Below are 16,542 nucleotides of genomic sequence, written 5' to 3'. Positions count from 1 at the left end.
GATTTTGGCAACGCTAGCCTGTGAACTGAAGAATGAAGGTCGGACTTGCGGCACATCGATTAGGTTCAAATGATAAGTTGCTGCCCGGCGAGGTCGTTTCAGCGCATCTCGACTGGTGGGTCGGCAAGACAATGCGGAACGGAAATGATCGCAGGCGTAAAGGACGGCTTTCGGGGCCGGAAGCTTCAGGCCTGGAACCGGACCCCAGTTTGGCGCAAGCATCGTGGCCTCCGCCCGGTCAGGCATTCACCGGCTCGCGAAATGCCAATTGATTCTGCTTAACCGGGCATACCTAAACGGCCACTTGCGTTCCGATCTCGACCACACGTCCGGTCGGGATCTGGAAATACTCCGTCGCGTCGGCGGCCGTGCGCGCCAAGCCGATGAACAGCTTGTCCTGCCACACCGGCATGCCGGAGTTGGGTGACGCCTTGAGCGAGCGACGCGACAGGAAGAAGGACGTCGTCATGATGTCGAACTTCCAACCCTGCTTGCGGCAGATCGCCAGCGCACGCGGGATGTTAGGCTGTTCCATGTAGCCGAAGGTCAGTGTCACCCGCATGAACAGCTCATTGATCGTTTCCATCTTGATCCGCTCGCTGTCGGGCACCACGGGCTGCTGCGCCGTCACCACAGAGAGGATGACGTTCTGTTCGTGCAGCGCCTTGTAGTGCTTCAGGCTGTGCATCAACGCGGTCGGCGCACTGGCGGGATCGCTGGTCAGGAACACGGCCGTACCGGACACCAGCTGCGGTTTCTTCTTCAACAGATTGCCCGCAAGGAAATCGAGCGGAATCTGGTTCCTGCGCGTCTTGTCAAATAGATACCTGCTGCCTCTTATCCAAGTCCACATGGTCATCACGATCACTGCGGCAATGGCAAGCGAGGCCCAGCCGCCTTCGAATACCTTGACGATGTTAGCTGCAAAGAAGCCGGTATCGATGAAGACGAACACCGCCATTAAGGCTATCGCGACGCCGAGCGGCCATTTCCAGATGCGCGTCATCACAACAAAAAGCAGTATGTTCGTCACCAGCATATTGCCGGTCACCGAAATACCGTAGGCCGAGGCCAGCCGGCTGGATTCGCCGAAGCCGACCACCAGCAGCATCACCACCAGCGCCAGCATCAGGTTGATGCGCGGCAGATAGATCTGGCCCGACTGTTTTTCCGACGTGTGCTGGATGACGAAACGCGGCAGCATGTTGAGCTGTACCGCTTGCCTGGTCAGCGAAAAGGCGCCGGAGATCACCGCCTGGCAGGCGATCACGGTCGCCGCCGTGGCAAGCACGACCATCGGAATAAGCGTCCAGCCCTGGTTCATCTCGAAGAACGGATGACCGACAACGCCGCCATTTGCCAGCACGAAGGCGCCTTGCCCGACATAATTGAGCAACAGACAAGGGAACACGATCGCCAGCCAGGCGAGCACGATCGGCTTGCGGCCGAAATGGCCGAGGTCGGCGTAGAGCGCCTCGGCTCCGGTGACGGCGAGGAAGACTGCACCAACCGTAACGAAGGCGACGTCAGGCGAGTTGACCAGGAACGACACGATGTAATGCGGGCTGATTGCCAGCAGGATTTCCGGGTCGTCCATGATGTGGTTGAGCCCGGAAAGGCCGATGGCCAGGAACCACAGCGCGGTAACGGGTCCGAACACCAATCCTACGCCGCCGGTGCCAAACCGCTGTACCGCAAACACGATCGCCAGGATGGCCAGTGTCAGCGGCACCACATAGGGCTGGAACGTCGGCGTGACGACATTCATACCTTCGACCGCCGACAGTACCGAGATTGCCGGCGTAATGACGGCGTCGCCAAAAAAAAGCGCCGCGCCGACGATGCCGATGCCGATGCCGATGCCGAGGATCACCGCAGAGCAGGTCGGGAAACTGTTGCGCGCCAGCGCCATAAGCGACAGCACTCCGCCCTCGCCTCGATTGTCGGCGCGGAGCACGAACATGATGTATTTGATCGTCACGGTGATCGTCAGGGACCAGATGATCAGCGAGAGTACGCCGAGGATGTCGCCACGGCTGGCGACGTTGCCACCCGCTGATGCATGCAACGCCTCGCGAAATGCATAGATCGGGCTGGTGCCTATATCGCCATAAACGACACCTAGTGCGCCCGACATCAGCGCCTTGGTGCTGTGCTGCTCGACCTCAGAATGGCTCGATTGTTCGACAGGTTCTGCCTCGTTACCAGCATTGGTAAGGGCCATGGACGACACTCCGATAAGCGCGCGGTGCTCTACGCTTGCTGCACTGCAATATCAAGTTCCGTCACGTAATGTCTGCCGTCTCGCCTGTCGTTGCTCGCCTTGGTAGACTCGCCAGCCCGCAGCCCTACCGAGCAGCAATAGCGCCCCGGCAGAACCCTCAATCGCCCAGATCAATGAATGGTTATCGCCCACAGTGCCCCCCCGCGATGCGGCCGATGGCGACCAGGGTGTCGTGGGCGCACAAGGATGGCGCTTTCCTGATGACGCCGTGCTCCAGGTGTGATCGCACCGTTGCTGCGCAAGCCATTTACTTGCTCGTCCCAGCGAGGACCGTGGCCAACTGGAACGCAGGGCCACGCCGCTCACCGGCCGCACTTTGCGGCGCAGATAACGATTCGATCTCCGCGGCGAGATTCTGGTTGAAGAAGCCACCAAGCTTGTCGAAGGACACACGGTCGTAATATCGACATGCCAGTATCCGCAACCCAGAAAAGCTCCTTGGGCTCCGCTGCGCGCGCCACGAACAACCCGATCTTCTCTGCGAAGAGGACGCCGTAATCCTTCAGGTTGAAGCCAAACCGGGGGGCGGCCGTGACGTATGGGCGAAGGGCTAGGAGGCGGGTTCGGTGAGGAACGGCATTGATGTCCACGCCGTCTCCTGGAAAGACAGAGGAATGCGGTGTCACCGACTGGCGCCGGAGGTTGATCCGGTGATTAGGAGGAGCACTCGTTGTCGGATTCTCGACGATGTCGGACATCTGACACAACGCTGCCAGAGCGATCACGTTGTTCCGAAACGATTTTCCCAGTTGGCACGACAATTGCGGTCCTATGCGCAAAAGCACTGCGATGCCGCACCGACTGGAAGAACTCATCAATGATCACGCTTTTCGAACATGTGGGCGCCGCTACCAACACTAAGCGTTCCCGATCAAACGGAAGCCTCTATCCCTTCTTTCTGAAGGCTGTCCGGACATGAACGCATTTGATGTCCGTCCAACGCTGGATGCTCCCGACGACGATCTCTATCTTTGGCTTGAAGATGTGGAAGGCGAGCGGGCACTTGCCTGGGCCGCCGGCCAGTCGGCAAAGACCCTGAAGCACTTCAGTGGAACGCAGTTCGAGCGCGACCGCGCGACTCTGAAGGCAGGCCTGTTCCCTAAGCGGCGTCGCATCTCCCCCGGCCGAGTCGCATGGCTTGAATCCGATATCAGGGCTTGGATGGAAACTAGATCTGAGAGCCGCACCGCATGAATGTAGCCTCCCAATATCTTCTCCCGTCTGTGGCGCATCACGAAGCCGGGCACGCGGTGGCCGCCATCGTTTTGCACCGTCAGATGTTCGACGACGACCGTGAACTCCCTGCTTTCTCAAGTGTTAGTATTTACCCCGACGCCGGTGACGGAGAGTGCGGTGGTTTTGTCGAAGGCACGGTTTTCTATTCAGCGCAAGGATTCACCTCGGAGCTAAAGCCGATTTTCGAGAACGATATGGATCGACATTTCCAACGCGATGAAGCGATCCAAGAGATAGTTGCGTGTCTGGCAGGTCCTTTTGCAGAATCCGCATTCGAAGGCTATCTGGACCCGCGCGATATGGCGATGAATGCGTCCGATGGGAATGAGGGGAGCAGCGACTACGCGGATGCCAAGCGAATCTATGGTGAGTTGCGGTTCCTGATGCCGCGCCGCCCCCGTTGGAGGCGGATCGAAGATCGCACGGCCCGGCTAGTACTCGATCACTGGTCAGCCATCGAAGCATTGGCCGCGCATTTGCTGGTCAAGCATGATCTCCAATTCGATGAGGCTCTGACGATTGTTGCGCCGCATCTTCCGCCCATGCCAGCAGCTACGCCGCCAGAGCGTCATCCGCAGCCTGCTTGATCAGCCATTCGATGTGATTTGACCACATCTGCAACACCTCGCGCTTCTCCTTGACGTTGCTATAGAGATCGTAGATTTCGCCAATGTCTCCGGTGCGGGCTCACAGCCCGTCCATATAGCCGCCAGTCTGCTGCCTTCGAGTGGCCCATGTTGGCCGCGGCCAGGAAGTGGCGACGATTGAAAGGACAAAATCAGTTGCCGAAACTCATCGCAGGTGACGGTCTGGTGGCAATTTGGGCACATCTTGTGTCTCGTCGCCAGTAAACACGGATGCCCGGCAGGAGCTGAGCTCGCTGCCGGCGGAAATCGTAGAGCGCCAGCGACGCATTCTGATCTTTCGTCAGGCAGTCGACCGCCTTGGCATACGCCTCGGCCTCCATCTCGATCGACCTGAACCGGTATCTTGTGCGCCATCCGGACGATCTGGGAAAGCTTGGCCGGGCCGGCGCCTTCCCAGGCGCACGGGAAGCGCGACGACCCATGTGGACCTTGGATTTCACTCCGCACTTACGCTGCTTTGGCCTTGTCAGCAGCCTGAGCATAAAGCGTGCTCAGCTTTCAGGCCGAGCACTCATCCATTGTTGACAGCACCTGTCGTCATTCAGGATCGCCCCATTCTCGCAGGCCGCTTGCAGCTTTCAGGCTGTTGTCAGCCAGGGCCGCCATAAAGGGTCTCGTTAAACAATTCAGGAGGCCGTTCCAATGAACAATCAGTTTGCGAGACTTTTTCGAGGACCAGGTATGCAGGCTTGTTTCAGGACAAAGAACTTTCTGGCGGCAACCACCGCGATGACGACGGTATTCCTGCCGGCTGTGTCTCTCGGGGTGGGTCTGGTAGCATTTCCAACTGGAGAAGCGTTGGCCGACGACCCGATTTCGATCCCGCTGGAGTATGTCGGGGAAGGCCATGACCGCCTGGGCATCTGGGCCAAGATCAACAATGGCAACGCGCAGCGATACGTATTCGACACGGGCTCGGACCAGCTCAACACGCAGATCGGGTCAGAGGTGACCGGGGTCCGCCCGATTGCCGACACGCCTTACGTATATACGTACGGGGACGGAACGTATGGTAATAAGCTTCAGAACGTGGAAATTGATAAATTTACATATGTCGATCCAGATCAAAAGATAACAATCGACGGGCCGTCTGTAAGCGATAAGAAATACCGGGCTGCTCGCATTCTCGATTTTGTCTATACCCATGCGTATTGCAAGGACAACAATCTTAAGTGCACGCCGGGATCCGTGACGGATGGACTTAAAGATATGTATGGTCAGGATCTCCAAGAACCTTATCACGCCGATAAGGAGCAGCGGGCGAAAATGACCGCTGGCAAGATGGCAGACGAAGGCGGCGATTTCGCAGGTACATTCGGGGCCGGCGATTTTCTTGGCAAGACAAGTGTCTGGGGCATGATGGGCAGTGTCACCAGGTCTGGCTACGTGGTCTCCGCCAATGTGAATCCGGATTCCGAGAGCGACCAAACGCCTGGCTGTTCCCCCTGCACGATTGTCAACCTCAATCCAAGCCTCCGGGCCCAATATACTAATGCCATGCCATGGGGAGAACCCGAGGAAAAAGATCAGGATTCTTATCAGAATTTTCCTGGCTCTGGCGCCAATGCCTCGACCGAATACGAAGGCAGCTACAATCTGCAGTACACGGTTAAGGATGGAGCCCCACCAATCACCGACCCCAACAAGACCGCGGTATTGCTCGACACCGGCACACCGGGCGGTGGCAGTCTGGAGATCAGTGATGCGATGCTGAAGCAATTTCAGGATGCGGGCGTCAAACTTAAAAATGTTCGGAGAAATGAGCAACGCGAGATCGTAAGCGCATCGGGCAACATCCCGAGCGTTACAATCGCAGGAACGGATGGCGATCCGGTAAGGCTGGACAATATCGACTTCACCTACACCAGCGGCACGACGGAACAACCCAATGACCAGACCAGTTTTGTTGCCGGTCTTGACTTCTTCAAAAACAGATCGGTCATTTTCGATCTGGAGAAGAAGTATACCGCTTATACGTCACATTTCGTCACTGCCAGCAACTTCTCTACCGATTCATCCGCACCCGAAGGGACCGGTCTGAGCAGGATCACGACGAGCATGGGGAATGAGGGCGGGTTCGGCATAGCGGGTGTCGTCTCCGGCTCCGGATCGCTGACGCTTGATACAAAGACGGTGGTCCGGATGACGAATGTCAACACCTACACCGGCGAGACGAATATTGCTCAGGATGCCTATCTCTCGCTTGCGGGGCTCGGCAACATCCAACGGTCAGCGAAAGTCGTTGCAGACGGCACGTTCGATATCTCCGAACATGGAAATGGCAGCGACTATTGGGGAATCTCCGACGCCTACAACGATGCCCGTATTCGTAGCCTGAGTGGCAGCGGAACGGTCGAACTGGGCAAGCGTACCCTGGTGCTAACGGATTCGAACGACACGTTCGCCGGCAGCATCAACGACCTCGACGTTGATAACAATAATATGGGCGGCAAACTATTCGTTGCCGGTGGCGTGCAAACGCTGAGCGGAAAGAACAATTTTTCCGGCATGACGACGGTCGGTTCCGGCGCGGGATTGCTGCTTGCCGATACAGGTGTGCTTTCCCATGATGCGACCACGTCCGGCTTTCTCGGGAATGACGGGCAGATCGGGGGCACGGCTATCGCAAACAGCGGCGGTGTCGTCGCAGGCGGCGGCACCTACGGTGCGGTCACCATTTCCGAGGGCGGCACGGTCGCTCCTGGCAGTGCGACCGATCCGAGCAGGATCGTCACCACACTGACTGTCACGGGCGATTTCGCGCAGCAGTCCGGATCGATCTATCAGGTCGACCTCGCAAGGTCGTCCGATCTCATCGATGTTGGCGGAGCAGCGGCGATCGACAGCGGCGCGCAGATCGAGCTGCTGCGGCAGGGAACGCTATCGGTCGATGCCCGATATACTCTGCTCTCCGCAGCAGGCGGCGTAAGCGGCACCTATGGCGGGCTGACGGGGGCTCTGGCGACAGACGCGACGCCCTTCGTCGATTTCCAGCTCGTCTACGATGCCAACAATGTCTATCTCGATATCAGCCGCACATCGACGGCGTTTGCCGATGTAGCCAGCACCTTCAATCAACGCTCGGTCGCCGCAGCGGCTCAGGCGCTTGGAAGCGGTAATCCGATCCAGGACAACATCCTGTTCCTGACGGCGCCGGAAGCCCGCAACGCTTTCGATATGCTATCAGGCGAGGTTCATGCTTCCATTCATAGCGGCCTCATCGAGGACAGTCATTCTGTACGCGATGCCGCGAGCGAACGGATCCGTGCGGCGTTCGACGGCGTCGGTGCCTCCAGCGTTCCGGTGATGACTTATGGGCTGGGTGGTCTGGAACTGGCCCCGGCAACGAGTGAGAATTTCGCCGTATGGGGCCGTGGCTTCGGCGCCTGGGGTCATCTCGACAGCGACGGCAATGCCGCCGGTCTCGATCACTCGACAGGCGGCTTTCTGGCTGGCGGTGACGCGGCTGTCGGCGAAAGCTGGCGGCTCGGCCTCATCAGCGGCTACAGCCATACCTCCTTGGAGGCGGACGATCGCGCGTCGTCGGGCTCGAGCGAGAATTACCATCTCGGTCTTTTTGCCGGCACGCAGAACGGCAATCTCGGTTTTCGTTCCGGCCTTGCCTATACCTGGCACAGCATCGAGACCGGCAGGTCCGTGGTCTTTCCAGGCTTCGCCGACAGCCTTTCGGCCGATTACGACGCCGGCACGTTCCAGGCCTTTGGCGAGCTCGGCTACCGTATCAATACGGCTTCGGCTTCCTTCGAGCCCTACGCTAATCTCGCTTATGTGAATTTTGACGCCGATGGCTTCACCGAGAATGGCGGCGCAGCCGCCTTGTCGAGCGGGGATCGCTCGAGCGACACGGCGTTTACCACGCTAGGTCTGCGTGCGTCGACGGTACTGACCCTCGGCACCGTGACTGCTACCGCGCGCGGCGGTCTTGGCTGGCGCCACGCCTTCGGCGACGTCAGGCCGGATACCGCTCTTGCCTTTGCTGGCGGTTCCTCCTTCGCCATCAAGGGCGTGCCGATCGCAAAGAACGCAGCTCTGCTCGAAGCTGGGCTTGACGTAAACATCACCGAGAACGCGACGTTCGGCATCGCCTATCAGGGACAGATCGCCTCGGATGCCCAGACACACGGGTTCAGCGCCAAGCTCGGCGTCCGTTTCTAAATCACCCGCAAAAGAGATTGGTTATGAAGTCAGTGAGTGCATTTTCTTTTACCGTCGTTCTCGGCTCAGCGACGGTGATGTCTGTGTCCGCCGCGCGAACGGACGATGCCTGCTACAACAAGGCACAAAGCCTATGATGACGCAATGTTCAATCGACGACCTGAAGCCAGTCGATGGCGAGCTTGACAAGCTCTACAAGGAGATGGAGACCCGGCTCAAAGAGTCCCGGCGCATGTCCAGGAACTGGTCGAGACCGCGAGGGGCTACAACGCCACCTCGGAGAACACGCGCGACGCCTACCCCAAGGATTGGCGGCATTTTTCCTCCTGGTGCCGGCGCGCTGGCTTCGATCCCCTGCCTCCGGGCTCGAAGGTGATCAGGCTCAATATCAGCGCCTGTGCCTCGGGCACCGCCGCCGGCGATCCGAAGCGTGGCGCCCCTGCCCTTTAGTTTGCGACCATCGAGCGGCGGCTTTCCGGCCTCGCCTGGAACTTTACCCAGCGCGGCCGGCCGTTGGACCGCGCGGAGCGGCATATCTATAAGGTTCTTGCCGGCATTCGCCGCAAGCACGCAAAGCCACCGCGGCAGAAAGAGGCGGTCCTGGCGACGATCTGCTGGCGATGATCGCCACGCTCGGCCACGACCTCAGGGCCTGCGCGACCGCGCTATTTTGCTCCTGGGCTGTGGCGGCGGCCTGCGGCGCTCCGAGATCGTCGGTCTCGACGTCATGCGCGACGACAACAGCGATGGCGCCAGCTGGATCGAGATTTTTGACGGCAAGGGCTGCTGGTCACCCTGCGCGGCAAGACCGGCTGGCGCGAGGTCGAGGTCGGCCGCGGCTCCAGCGACCACACCTACCCCGTAGTCGCGCTCGAGAGCTGGATCCGCTTTGGCCGCATCGCACGTGGACCCCTGTTCCGCCGCATCTTGTCGATCAGGTCGATATAATACGAAAAAGCCGCCGCCATTCGGGACGGGCGTCGGCTATCATGTCCAGCCATTATGCGGCGAGCGGATAGCTTTCGCCGGACCAGGCAGAGAACTTGGCGGCAAAAGCCTTCATCTCGTCGACCGCGAATGTGGTGCGCGGTTGCGAACTCGACTTGCTGGGCGAGAGGGACCTCGCCGAGAAAGGCGCTGACATGAGCGGGATGCTGCTTGGCCAAATCGAGATCCGCAAAGCAATCGGCCAGCGCCGCGTCGTCCAGCTGTACGCTGCAGGGCGCGTTCACGTCGTCAAGACGGATGCCAAATGCTTGCTCATAATGGCCGCAAGGTAATCGTTTCGGGTCGGAGACACAAGTTGCCGCCTCCTTCGCCGTAGAGTGGCCCGATACAATCACGATCGATATTGCCACCTCTTATCGATAGTGATCGCATAGTTCCCTGATTCGACTCTCAACCGCTCATATCAAGCGATTACTTCCATGTATCTGCTGCGCTAGCCCGTCCTGGCCTTGGAGTGTCGCTCCTCACCTCCTCCACCACTCACCAGCCCGATGGGAGTATCGCCCGCCAGCAGCTTCTCCTTGCTGAGCAGCGCGGCAACCTCAATCGCCTCGAAATCGGGCAAATCCCGCAGTGTGTCGAGGCCGAAGTGCAACAGGAAGGTCTTGGTCGTGACGTAGGTGTAAGGCGTGCCAAATTCAGCGGGCAGGCAGACGTTGACCCACAACAATCAAGGGGACGGTGCAGGCCAAGATTGCGGCAGGGCTTGGGCCCCCCACCCTTCTCCTCAGAACTCCGCTGCTTCCAGCTGGCGGCTGAAACTCACAGGCGCAGCCAGCTTGGTCTCTAACAGCATCGATCGCATCATGGTGTCTGCCATGAATCCGTGTGCGTGAAGCGCTCCAGAGCGAAGATGTTGGGCGTCAACCAGGTTCACTCCAATGAGCTTCACTTCTCGAGTTCTGCACAGTGTCCACGACTGGCGCCGGAGGTTGATCCGGTGATTAGGAGGAGCACTCGTTGTCGGATTCTCGACGATGTCGGACATGTGACACAACGCTTCCAGAGCGATCGCATTGTTCCGAAACGATTTTCCCAGTTGGCACGAAGGTTGCGGCCCTATGCGCAAAAGCACTGCGATGCCGCACCGACTGGAAGAACTCATCAATGATCACGCTTTTCGAACATGTGGGCGCCGCTACCGACACTGAGCGTTCCCGAGCCGACGGAAGCCTCTATCCCTTCTTTCTGAAGGCTGTCCGGACATGAACGCATTTGATGTCCGTCCAACGCTTGATGCTCCCGACGACGATCCCTATGTCTGGCTTGAAGATGTAGAGGGCGAGCGGGCACTTGCCTGGGCCGCCGGCCAATCGGCAAGGACTCTGAAGCACTTCGGTGGAACGCAGTTCGAGCGCGACCGCGCGGCTCTGACAGCCATTTTCGACAATCGCGACAATCTTCCCCTGATCGCGCGCCGTAGTCAGTACCTCTACAATTACTGGCGAGATGACGGTAATCCACGCGGACTGTGGCGCCGGACCACCCTTGCCGCCTACATGAAGGCGGATCCCCAATGGGAGCTACTGCTCGATCTGGATGCTCTCGCGGCTAGCGACGGAGAGGACTGGATCTGGGACGGCGCGTCCATCGAGCCGGAGAGACGGGAAAGAGCCGTTCTGCGCCTGTCGCGCGGCGGCAGCGACGCGGTCGTGCATCGCGAATTCGACCTGATTTCTCTGAGCTTTGTCGCCGACGGCTTCAACCTCCCCGAGGCCAAAGGCTACGTTAATTGGCTGGACCCTGACACGCTTCTGCTTTCCAGTGCGCTTGGTAATGGCATGGCCACCCGCTCCGGCTATGCGCGCACAGTTCGACTGTGGAAGCGTGACGCGGATCCCCTCACCACGCCGGCAATCTTCGAGGCCGGGTTCGAAAGCTTCCAAGTGTCTGGTCATTCGGACCGCACCGGCCGCAGCGAGCGCCTTTGGTTCATCGAGCAGCCGGCCTTCTTCGAGAAGATCAGCTGGATCGGCGATAGGAGCGGGCCGAGGAGGCAGATCGATCTTCCTCGCGACGCGTCGTGGCGGGTCTTCGGCGACTGGCTGGCGGTAAGGCCGCGCAAGCCCTGGACGGTGGGAGGCACCACCCATCCCGCCGACGCGCTGATCGTCATCTCGCTTTCCACTTTCCTCGCCGGCGGACGCCTTTTTGAGACCCTGTTTCAACCAGGGGAAAGGCGCTCCATGCAGTCATTCTTCTGGAATGACGGGAAGCTCATTATCTCTTACCTCGTCAATCTCGCACCGCGTTTCGAGATGTTCACTCCCGGCCACCAGGAATGGACGCGCCGAGTCCTGAACACCCTGCCCGCCGAAGGTACTGTCGACGTCTGGTCATTCGATGCGGCAGTTCACGAGACCAATGGAGAGGTCCTGATCTGTGCTCAGGATCCGATCACGCCGCCGCAGCTCTTGCTGTTCGATCTGAATGCCGCGCCGTCTCTCAGCGCTTCAGCAATCCTGAAGCGCAGCCCGGAGAATTTCGATGCATCCGGACTGGTGGTCACGCGCCACGAGGCAGTCTCTATCGATCATGAGCTGATCCCCTATACGCAGGTTGGTCCGGCGAACGGGAACGGAGATGCTCCGATTCACCTTTCCGCTTATGGCGGGTTCGGCGTATCATTCCTGCCCTACTACAACTCCCCGCTGGGCAAGCTGTGGCTCGAGCGCGGCGGCACGTGTGTCGAGGCGAACATCCGCGGCGGCGGCGAGTTCGGCACCCGCTGGCACGAAGCCGGGCGCAGGGAGGGCAAGCGTCTCGCCCACGACGATTTCGCCGCCGTTGCCTCCGACCTCGTGCGAAGGGGCATCACCCTGCCGAGGCGGATTGCCGCCGAGGGTGGCTCAAATGGCGGCCTGCTGATCGCAAACATGCTGACCCGCTATCCTGAGCATTTCGGGGCTCTGTTCTGCACAGCACCGCTTATCGACATGCGTCGCTACACCAAGCTCTTGGCGGGCGCGAGCTGGATCGACGAATATGGCGATCCGGACAAGGTTCACGATTGGGCTTTCCTGAAGGAAATCTCCGCCTATCACGCCGCAGCGCCGGGACAGCCCTATCCGCCTATCCTGATCGCCACCACGAAACGCGACGACCGCGTCCATCCGGGCCATGCGCGCAAGATGGCCGCAAAACTGCAGGCTCTTGGCTATCCCGCTTACTTCTACGAGGCCAGCGCAGGCGGGCACGGCTGCGGCGAGGACAATCGGGAGCAAGCCGCATTCATCAGTCTAGGCACCAATTTTCTCCGCAGCGCAATCGGCTTCAACGATCACCCTCCGGAGACGGCGGAACGCGTTGCAACGCAAGAGGGGCATTTGAGGTCCATCAACAATTCATTCGAGCAGGAGACGAAATAGTGCAGTGCATCCTTTCTGAACATCAAGGAGTGAATTTCATGGCGAGAACGCGAATGGGCGTAGCGCGGGCAATAGCAGCGGCGGTGGCCCTAATCATGGTGGGACAGCAGGCCGTCGCCGCGGAGCCTGCGCAAGCAGAGACCGTCCTGGCGGAGACGGGAGCCTCGGTCACCGAAGCGCCAAGCCCTTGGCAGGTCCGCCTGCGGGCGTTGGGCGTCGTTACGAAAGATCTGGGCTACGTTGATACGCTTCCCGGCTCCGGTCTTTCCTATTCGGACACGGTGACGCCGGAACTCGATATCTCGTATTTCTTCACCGACAATATCGCCGCCGAACTCATACTCGGCACCACCCATGCTAACATCGAAGGTCAGGGAACGATCCGCTCGGCGGGCAACATCGGCAAAGTTTGGCTGCTCCCGCCCACGCTGACATTGCAGTACCATTTTACCGATCTCGGCGCGTTCAAGCCTTATATCGGCGCCGGCGTGAACTACACGATCTTCTATAACCAGGACACTGGCAGCGCTGACGCTCTCAAGGTGAAGAACACGTTCGGCACGGCGCTGCAGGTCGGATTCGACTACATGGTGGACCAGCACTGGGGCCTCAACTTCGACGTGAAGAAGCTTTTCCTGAGGCCGGACTTCGACGTCACGGTGGCCGGCGCAAAGCTGACGGGGAAGGCGGAGCTCGATCCCTGGCTGATAGGCGCAGGTGTCACTTACCGCTTTTGAATATCAGAGTGAAGTCTGCTTCCCGACTGCCGGTTTAAAATTAAGGGCGCCTCGCGCGCCCTTTTTTACGGTCGACACTGCAGGGCGAGACCTCATGAAGCCATTGTCGAGAGGGCGGGGCTCTCTTCCGGCGGACCAAGAAGGTGCACTGGCCAGCCTGCCTCGCGCCTGAGATCGAGTGCTTAGAAGCGCTTTGGATCGGGACGGGCTTTGGTATTGTGGGTGGAATGCTTCAGCCAGACTATTTGCCAGCATCGTCTCCCGGACGTCATGTCTGAGCTTCGTGTCAGCGCAAGGCGAACACGCGGCTCCTAGATGCCGACACGATGGCTGGTTCAGCCATGCTGCGACAGTTGCCTGTTTTTTTCAGTTCCTTTGCTGTTCGTGCGCTAACCGCAACGCTCCATACTAGTCTCGCGTGCCTGTCCCCGTGGGGTGGGCGGCAGAAAGCGATTAGGCCCGCTGAAAGAGGCGGACCGCATCCGAAGGACCGTAGCCAAGAGAAGGACCTGAAGCGAGAGCGAAGGTTGCGGGAGGCCGCGGCGGGCCTAAAAGGCAATGCCGACCAACCCCCACGCCCCAGGAAAGGCTGACAAAAACCGCAGCGGCCGACTGTCCAATAGGGTGCGCCGCGCCAGGGCGAGCCAAATGGCAGGGGCTGCCGGGGGGCCCTAAGAAAAGCGTGGGTTCACGAGCACCCGGCGCACGCCATCAGGCCGCCAGCTACTTGGAGGGCGGGTGTATCAGGCCTGTTTGTCGGGCCGAACCAGATCCATGTGGCTAACGCCGAGGGCCAATGCCAGTTCATAGATCGTGATAATTGTCGGATTTCTTCGGCCTTTCTCCAAGCCGCTGATGTATTGCTGACTGAACCCGGAAATCTCCGCAAGCTGCTCCTGCGTCAGACGCTTCCTTTGCCTGATCCTCTGCACATTCCGTCCAACCAACTTGCGCATATCCATGCACGCAAGCCAGCGGATCAGGCGGCTTGAGTTTATCAACTATAATATGTAATCCACATTTAGCAGGCAGAGGGCTTCGCGGGTCCATTGGCCGGAGATAGAATTAGCGATGTTACAGCCCAAATCGAACACGCCGTTTGCCGACGAGGTCCCCTGGTCGGACCGCATTACAGCCTACGACAAGGACCACTTTACGACCTATATGAGGCTCCTGGACGCCTCAGCCGACAACGCCACTGAAGAGGAAATGGCCCATGTGATCCTCGGCATTGATCCGGCACGCGAACCGGAGCGCGCACGGAACGTTCTTCGCAGTCATCTCGACCGTGCAAACTGGGTGGTGACGAGCGGCTACAAGGATTTGTTCGCCAGTTGACGAAATGGGCGGTGCGGTCGCTTCGCTTCAAGCAACGAAGTCGCGTAACCACCATGCATCGACGCATCACCACAGCGCGAATGCGCTCGAAGATGATCGCGAGGACTTCCAGTCGGCGCGGATGGCCCAGCGCTTCGCTGTCTCATCGTTTTGTCCTCCGCTCGCCAATGGCTGCTTCCCAGGAAGCGGTGCGGCGGCGAGTCATGACAGGAACGGGCCCGCCGTCTGAGCCGCACCGCATCCGGAGGACCGGAACGAGGAGAATGACCCGAAGCGAGAGCTAGCTGTGGAGCCTCAGTAGGTTGTCCCGATCTAAGCCGATACGACTGATGGGTGGTTTTGATCCTAGGCTGCCGTTAGGCCTGTGCCAATTGTACCGATGAAGCCAATGCAGCAGTTCGTCCGTGTTGAGAGCTGTTGTAGGCTCGCGCGTAAGCCCATTCGCGCAGGCTGGTCTGGATGAAGCGTTCGGCCTTGCCATTCTTTCAAGTTCAGGACTGCAGTTCGTGCTGACACTCAAGCGCGTATAGAGTTCGAGATCACTCACCCGTTCCATCCGTGGCGCGGCCAGCGCTTCGTGCTGTCGACACGCAAGCAGAACTGGGGCGAGGACCGCGTCATGTTCTACGACGCGGAGGGACGGCTTCGCTCACTGCTTGCGTCATGGACGGACGTCGCCGCACCCGATGTTTTCATTCAGGTCTCGGCGGGTAGGTCGTTCATGCGTCCAGATGACCTGGCAACCCTGGCGGCGTTGATCGAGCAGATCGAGCGCAGCCATGGCGGCTGAATGCGTGTCAGGCAATTTATGCCGCATATGTAAACCTAATTATGCCCCGCATGCAGGCGTTTCCTGTGCGGTCAGGCCTGCGTCAAGGACATCGGCGCCATCGTTTTTCATGGCTTTTGGCAAGGGCTGGCGGTGCTGATCGCGGCTCCTCAGCCTTCCCCGCCGATGCATCGGCGGCCGGAACCACCGCCCACGGCTTCGGCTGCAGTGCACGATCGCTAGCTCGTGCACATGCTCGCCAACATGTGCTGGCAGCAGAGACCCGAGGCAATCATGTCTACTGACATCGCCATGAAGGTTGACGCCGACCATCTGCGGCGTGATGCATTCCTCTACGTGCGTCAGTCCTCTCTTCGTCAGGTGTTCGAGAACACCGAGAGCACCAAGCGGCAATACGCCTTGCGCGATCGCGCAGTGGCGCTGGGCTGGCCGATCGAACGTGTCCACGTCATCGATAGCGACCTGGGCCTCTCCGGCGCGCAGTCGCAGGACCGCGACGGCTTCCAGCACCTGGTGACCGAAGTGGCGATGGGGCATGCAGGGATCGTGCTGGGGCTGGAAGTGTCGCGCCTAACACGCAACAATGCCGACTGGCACCGTCTCCTTGAGCTGGCCGCTCTGTCGCGTACGCTCATCATGGACGAGGACGGCGTCTACGATCCGGCCTATTTCAACGATCGCATGCTGCTCGGGCTGAAGGGCACGATGAGCGAGGCCGAGCTGCACATTCTGAAGTCGCGGCTGCAACGCGGCATTCTCAACAAGGCGCGCCGCGGCGAGCTCGAGATGCCGTTGCCGATCGGGTTGGTCTACACCCCTGACGCGCGGGTCGTGCTCGATCCCGACCGACAGATCCAGGACACGGTGCGGCTCCTGTTCGATACCTTCCGCCAGACCGGCTCAGCCTGCGCCGTCGTGCGCCGTCTGCGCGGCGAGAAGATCTTTGACGCGACACGAC

The 16,542-nt window shown here is 59.7% G+C and carries 11 protein-coding genes and 4 pseudogenes; 10 read left to right on the top strand and 5 right to left on the bottom strand.

Annotation, left to right across the window (positions count from 1 at the left end):
• Positions 1-292: 292 nt before the first annotated feature.
• Positions 293-2,224, bottom strand: coding sequence for a potassium transporter Kup (locus tag EN818_RS29465; RefSeq protein WP_126080677.1), 1,932 nt, complete (start codon positions 2,222-2,224; stop codon positions 293-295).
• A 975-nt stretch (positions 2,225-3,199) separates the two neighbouring features.
• Between EN818_RS29465 and EN818_RS29460 the strand changes: the two genes are divergently transcribed.
• The 5 genes and pseudogenes from EN818_RS29460 to EN818_RS32955 all read left to right on the top strand — a co-directional run bounded on the left by EN818_RS29460 (position 3,200) and on the right by EN818_RS32955 (position 9,623).
• Positions 3,200-3,478, top strand: coding sequence for an AlpA family phage regulatory protein (locus EN818_RS29460; RefSeq protein ID WP_063169289.1), 279 nt, complete (start codon positions 3,200-3,202; stop codon positions 3,476-3,478).
• Positions 3,475-4,107 carry a hypothetical protein gene (locus EN818_RS29455; RefSeq protein ID WP_063169290.1) on the top strand — a complete coding sequence of 211 codons (633 nt, stop codon included), beginning with the start codon at positions 3,475-3,477 and terminating at the stop codon, positions 4,105-4,107. The genes EN818_RS29460 and EN818_RS29455 overlap by 4 nt, the downstream gene beginning before the upstream one ends.
• A 702-nt stretch (positions 4,108-4,809) precedes the next feature.
• Positions 4,810-8,343 (top strand): autotransporter domain-containing protein, encoded by a 3,534-nt coding sequence (locus EN818_RS29450; RefSeq protein ID WP_082826570.1) that lies wholly within the window; start codon positions 4,810-4,812, stop codon positions 8,341-8,343.
• 243 nt (positions 8,344-8,586) lie between these two features.
• Positions 8,587-9,270: pseudogene (locus tag EN818_RS34000) on the top strand (integrase); the annotation flags it as partial.
• A 116-nt stretch (positions 9,271-9,386) separates the two neighbouring features.
• Positions 9,387-9,623, top strand: a complete 237-nt coding sequence (locus EN818_RS32955; RefSeq protein WP_063169293.1) for a hypothetical protein — start codon at positions 9,387-9,389, stop codon at positions 9,621-9,623.
• 161 nt (positions 9,624-9,784) lie between these two features.
• On the opposite strand, the pseudogene EN818_RS29435 reads toward EN818_RS32955, so the two are convergent.
• Together EN818_RS29435 and EN818_RS29430 are read right to left on the bottom strand one after the other, a co-directional pair.
• Positions 9,785-9,985 (bottom strand): annotated as a pseudogene (locus tag EN818_RS29435) (SMC-Scp complex subunit ScpB); the annotation flags it as partial.
• Between the two features lie 93 nt (positions 9,986-10,078).
• Positions 10,079-10,339 carry a hypothetical protein gene (locus EN818_RS29430; protein WP_095769041.1) on the bottom strand — a complete coding sequence of 87 codons (261 nt, stop codon included), beginning with the start codon at positions 10,337-10,339 and terminating at the stop codon, positions 10,079-10,081.
• A gap of 217 nt (positions 10,340-10,556) precedes the next feature.
• Here EN818_RS29430 and EN818_RS29425 point away from each other — a divergent pair, with 217 nt between their 5' ends.
• Both EN818_RS29425 and EN818_RS29420 read left to right on the top strand, forming a co-directional pair.
• Entirely contained in the window at positions 10,557-12,719 is a 2,163-nt protein-coding gene (locus EN818_RS29425; protein WP_126080676.1) for a prolyl oligopeptidase family serine peptidase, read from the top strand.
• 38 nt (positions 12,720-12,757) lie between these two features.
• A complete protein-coding gene (locus tag EN818_RS29420; protein ID WP_128363477.1) occupies positions 12,758-13,456 on the top strand; it encodes an OmpW family protein in 699 nt (232 codons plus the stop codon).
• A 743-nt stretch (positions 13,457-14,199) separates the two neighbouring features.
• Here EN818_RS29420 and EN818_RS29415 read toward each other — a convergent pair.
• On the bottom strand, positions 14,200-14,418 hold the full coding sequence (locus tag EN818_RS29415) for a helix-turn-helix transcriptional regulator (RefSeq protein ID WP_029354714.1): 219 nt from the start codon (positions 14,416-14,418) through the stop codon (positions 14,200-14,202).
• A gap of 109 nt (positions 14,419-14,527) precedes the next feature.
• Here EN818_RS29415 and EN818_RS29410 point away from each other — a divergent pair, with 109 nt between their 5' ends.
• Positions 14,528-14,794 carry a DUF2285 domain-containing protein gene (locus tag EN818_RS29410; RefSeq protein ID WP_029354712.1) on the top strand — a complete coding sequence of 89 codons (267 nt, stop codon included), beginning with the start codon at positions 14,528-14,530 and terminating at the stop codon, positions 14,792-14,794.
• A gap of 280 nt (positions 14,795-15,074) precedes the next feature.
• Here the strand turns inward: EN818_RS29410 and EN818_RS29405 are convergent.
• A pseudogene (locus EN818_RS29405) lies at positions 15,075-15,285 on the bottom strand (integrase core domain-containing protein); the annotation flags it as partial.
• Positions 15,286-15,332: 47 nt separating this feature from the next.
• On the opposite strand from EN818_RS29405, the gene EN818_RS29400 reads away from it, so the two are divergent.
• Both EN818_RS29400 and EN818_RS29390 read left to right on the top strand, forming a co-directional pair.
• On the top strand, positions 15,333-15,584 hold the full coding sequence (locus EN818_RS29400) for a DUF5372 family protein (RefSeq protein ID WP_165778579.1): 252 nt from the start codon (positions 15,333-15,335) through the stop codon (positions 15,582-15,584).
• A 273-nt stretch (positions 15,585-15,857) separates the two neighbouring features.
• Positions 15,858-16,526, top strand: a pseudogene (locus tag EN818_RS29390) (recombinase family protein); the annotation flags it as partial.
• Positions 16,527-16,542 lie beyond the last annotated feature (16 nt).

It is taken from the genome of Mesorhizobium sp. M3A.F.Ca.ET.175.01.1.1 (genome assembly GCF_004791945.1).
Taxonomy (GTDB): Bacteria; Pseudomonadota; Alphaproteobacteria; order Rhizobiales; family Rhizobiaceae; genus Mesorhizobium.
Note: the sequence above shows the minus strand (reverse complement) of the source record. Positions and strands in the feature narration are given on the sequence as shown.

Excerpts from the sequence above, each read along its gene's own strand:
- EN818_RS29410 (WP_029354712.1), top strand. The coding sequence starts at position 14,528 with ATGTTACAGCCCAAATCGAACACGCCGTTTGCCGACGAGGTCCCCTGG.
- EN818_RS29425 (WP_126080676.1), top strand. The coding sequence starts at position 10,557 with ATGAACGCATTTGATGTCCGTCCAACGCTTGATGCTCCCGACGACGAT.
- EN818_RS29415 (WP_029354714.1), bottom strand. The coding sequence starts at position 14,418 with ATGGATATGCGCAAGTTGGTTGGACGGAATGTGCAGAGGATCAGGCAA.
- EN818_RS29430 (WP_095769041.1), bottom strand. The coding sequence starts at position 10,339 with ATGTCCGACATCGTCGAGAATCCGACAACGAGTGCTCCTCCTAATCAC.
- EN818_RS29455 (WP_063169290.1), top strand. The coding sequence starts at position 3,475 with ATGAATGTAGCCTCCCAATATCTTCTCCCGTCTGTGGCGCATCACGAA.
- EN818_RS29450 (WP_082826570.1), top strand. The coding sequence starts at position 4,810 with ATGAACAATCAGTTTGCGAGACTTTTTCGAGGACCAGGTATGCAGGCT.
- EN818_RS29420 (WP_128363477.1), top strand. The coding sequence starts at position 12,758 with ATGGCGAGAACGCGAATGGGCGTAGCGCGGGCAATAGCAGCGGCGGTG.
- EN818_RS29460 (WP_063169289.1), top strand. The coding sequence starts at position 3,200 with ATGAACGCATTTGATGTCCGTCCAACGCTGGATGCTCCCGACGACGAT.
- EN818_RS29465 (WP_126080677.1), bottom strand. The coding sequence starts at position 2,224 with ATGGCCCTTACCAATGCTGGTAACGAGGCAGAACCTGTCGAACAATCG.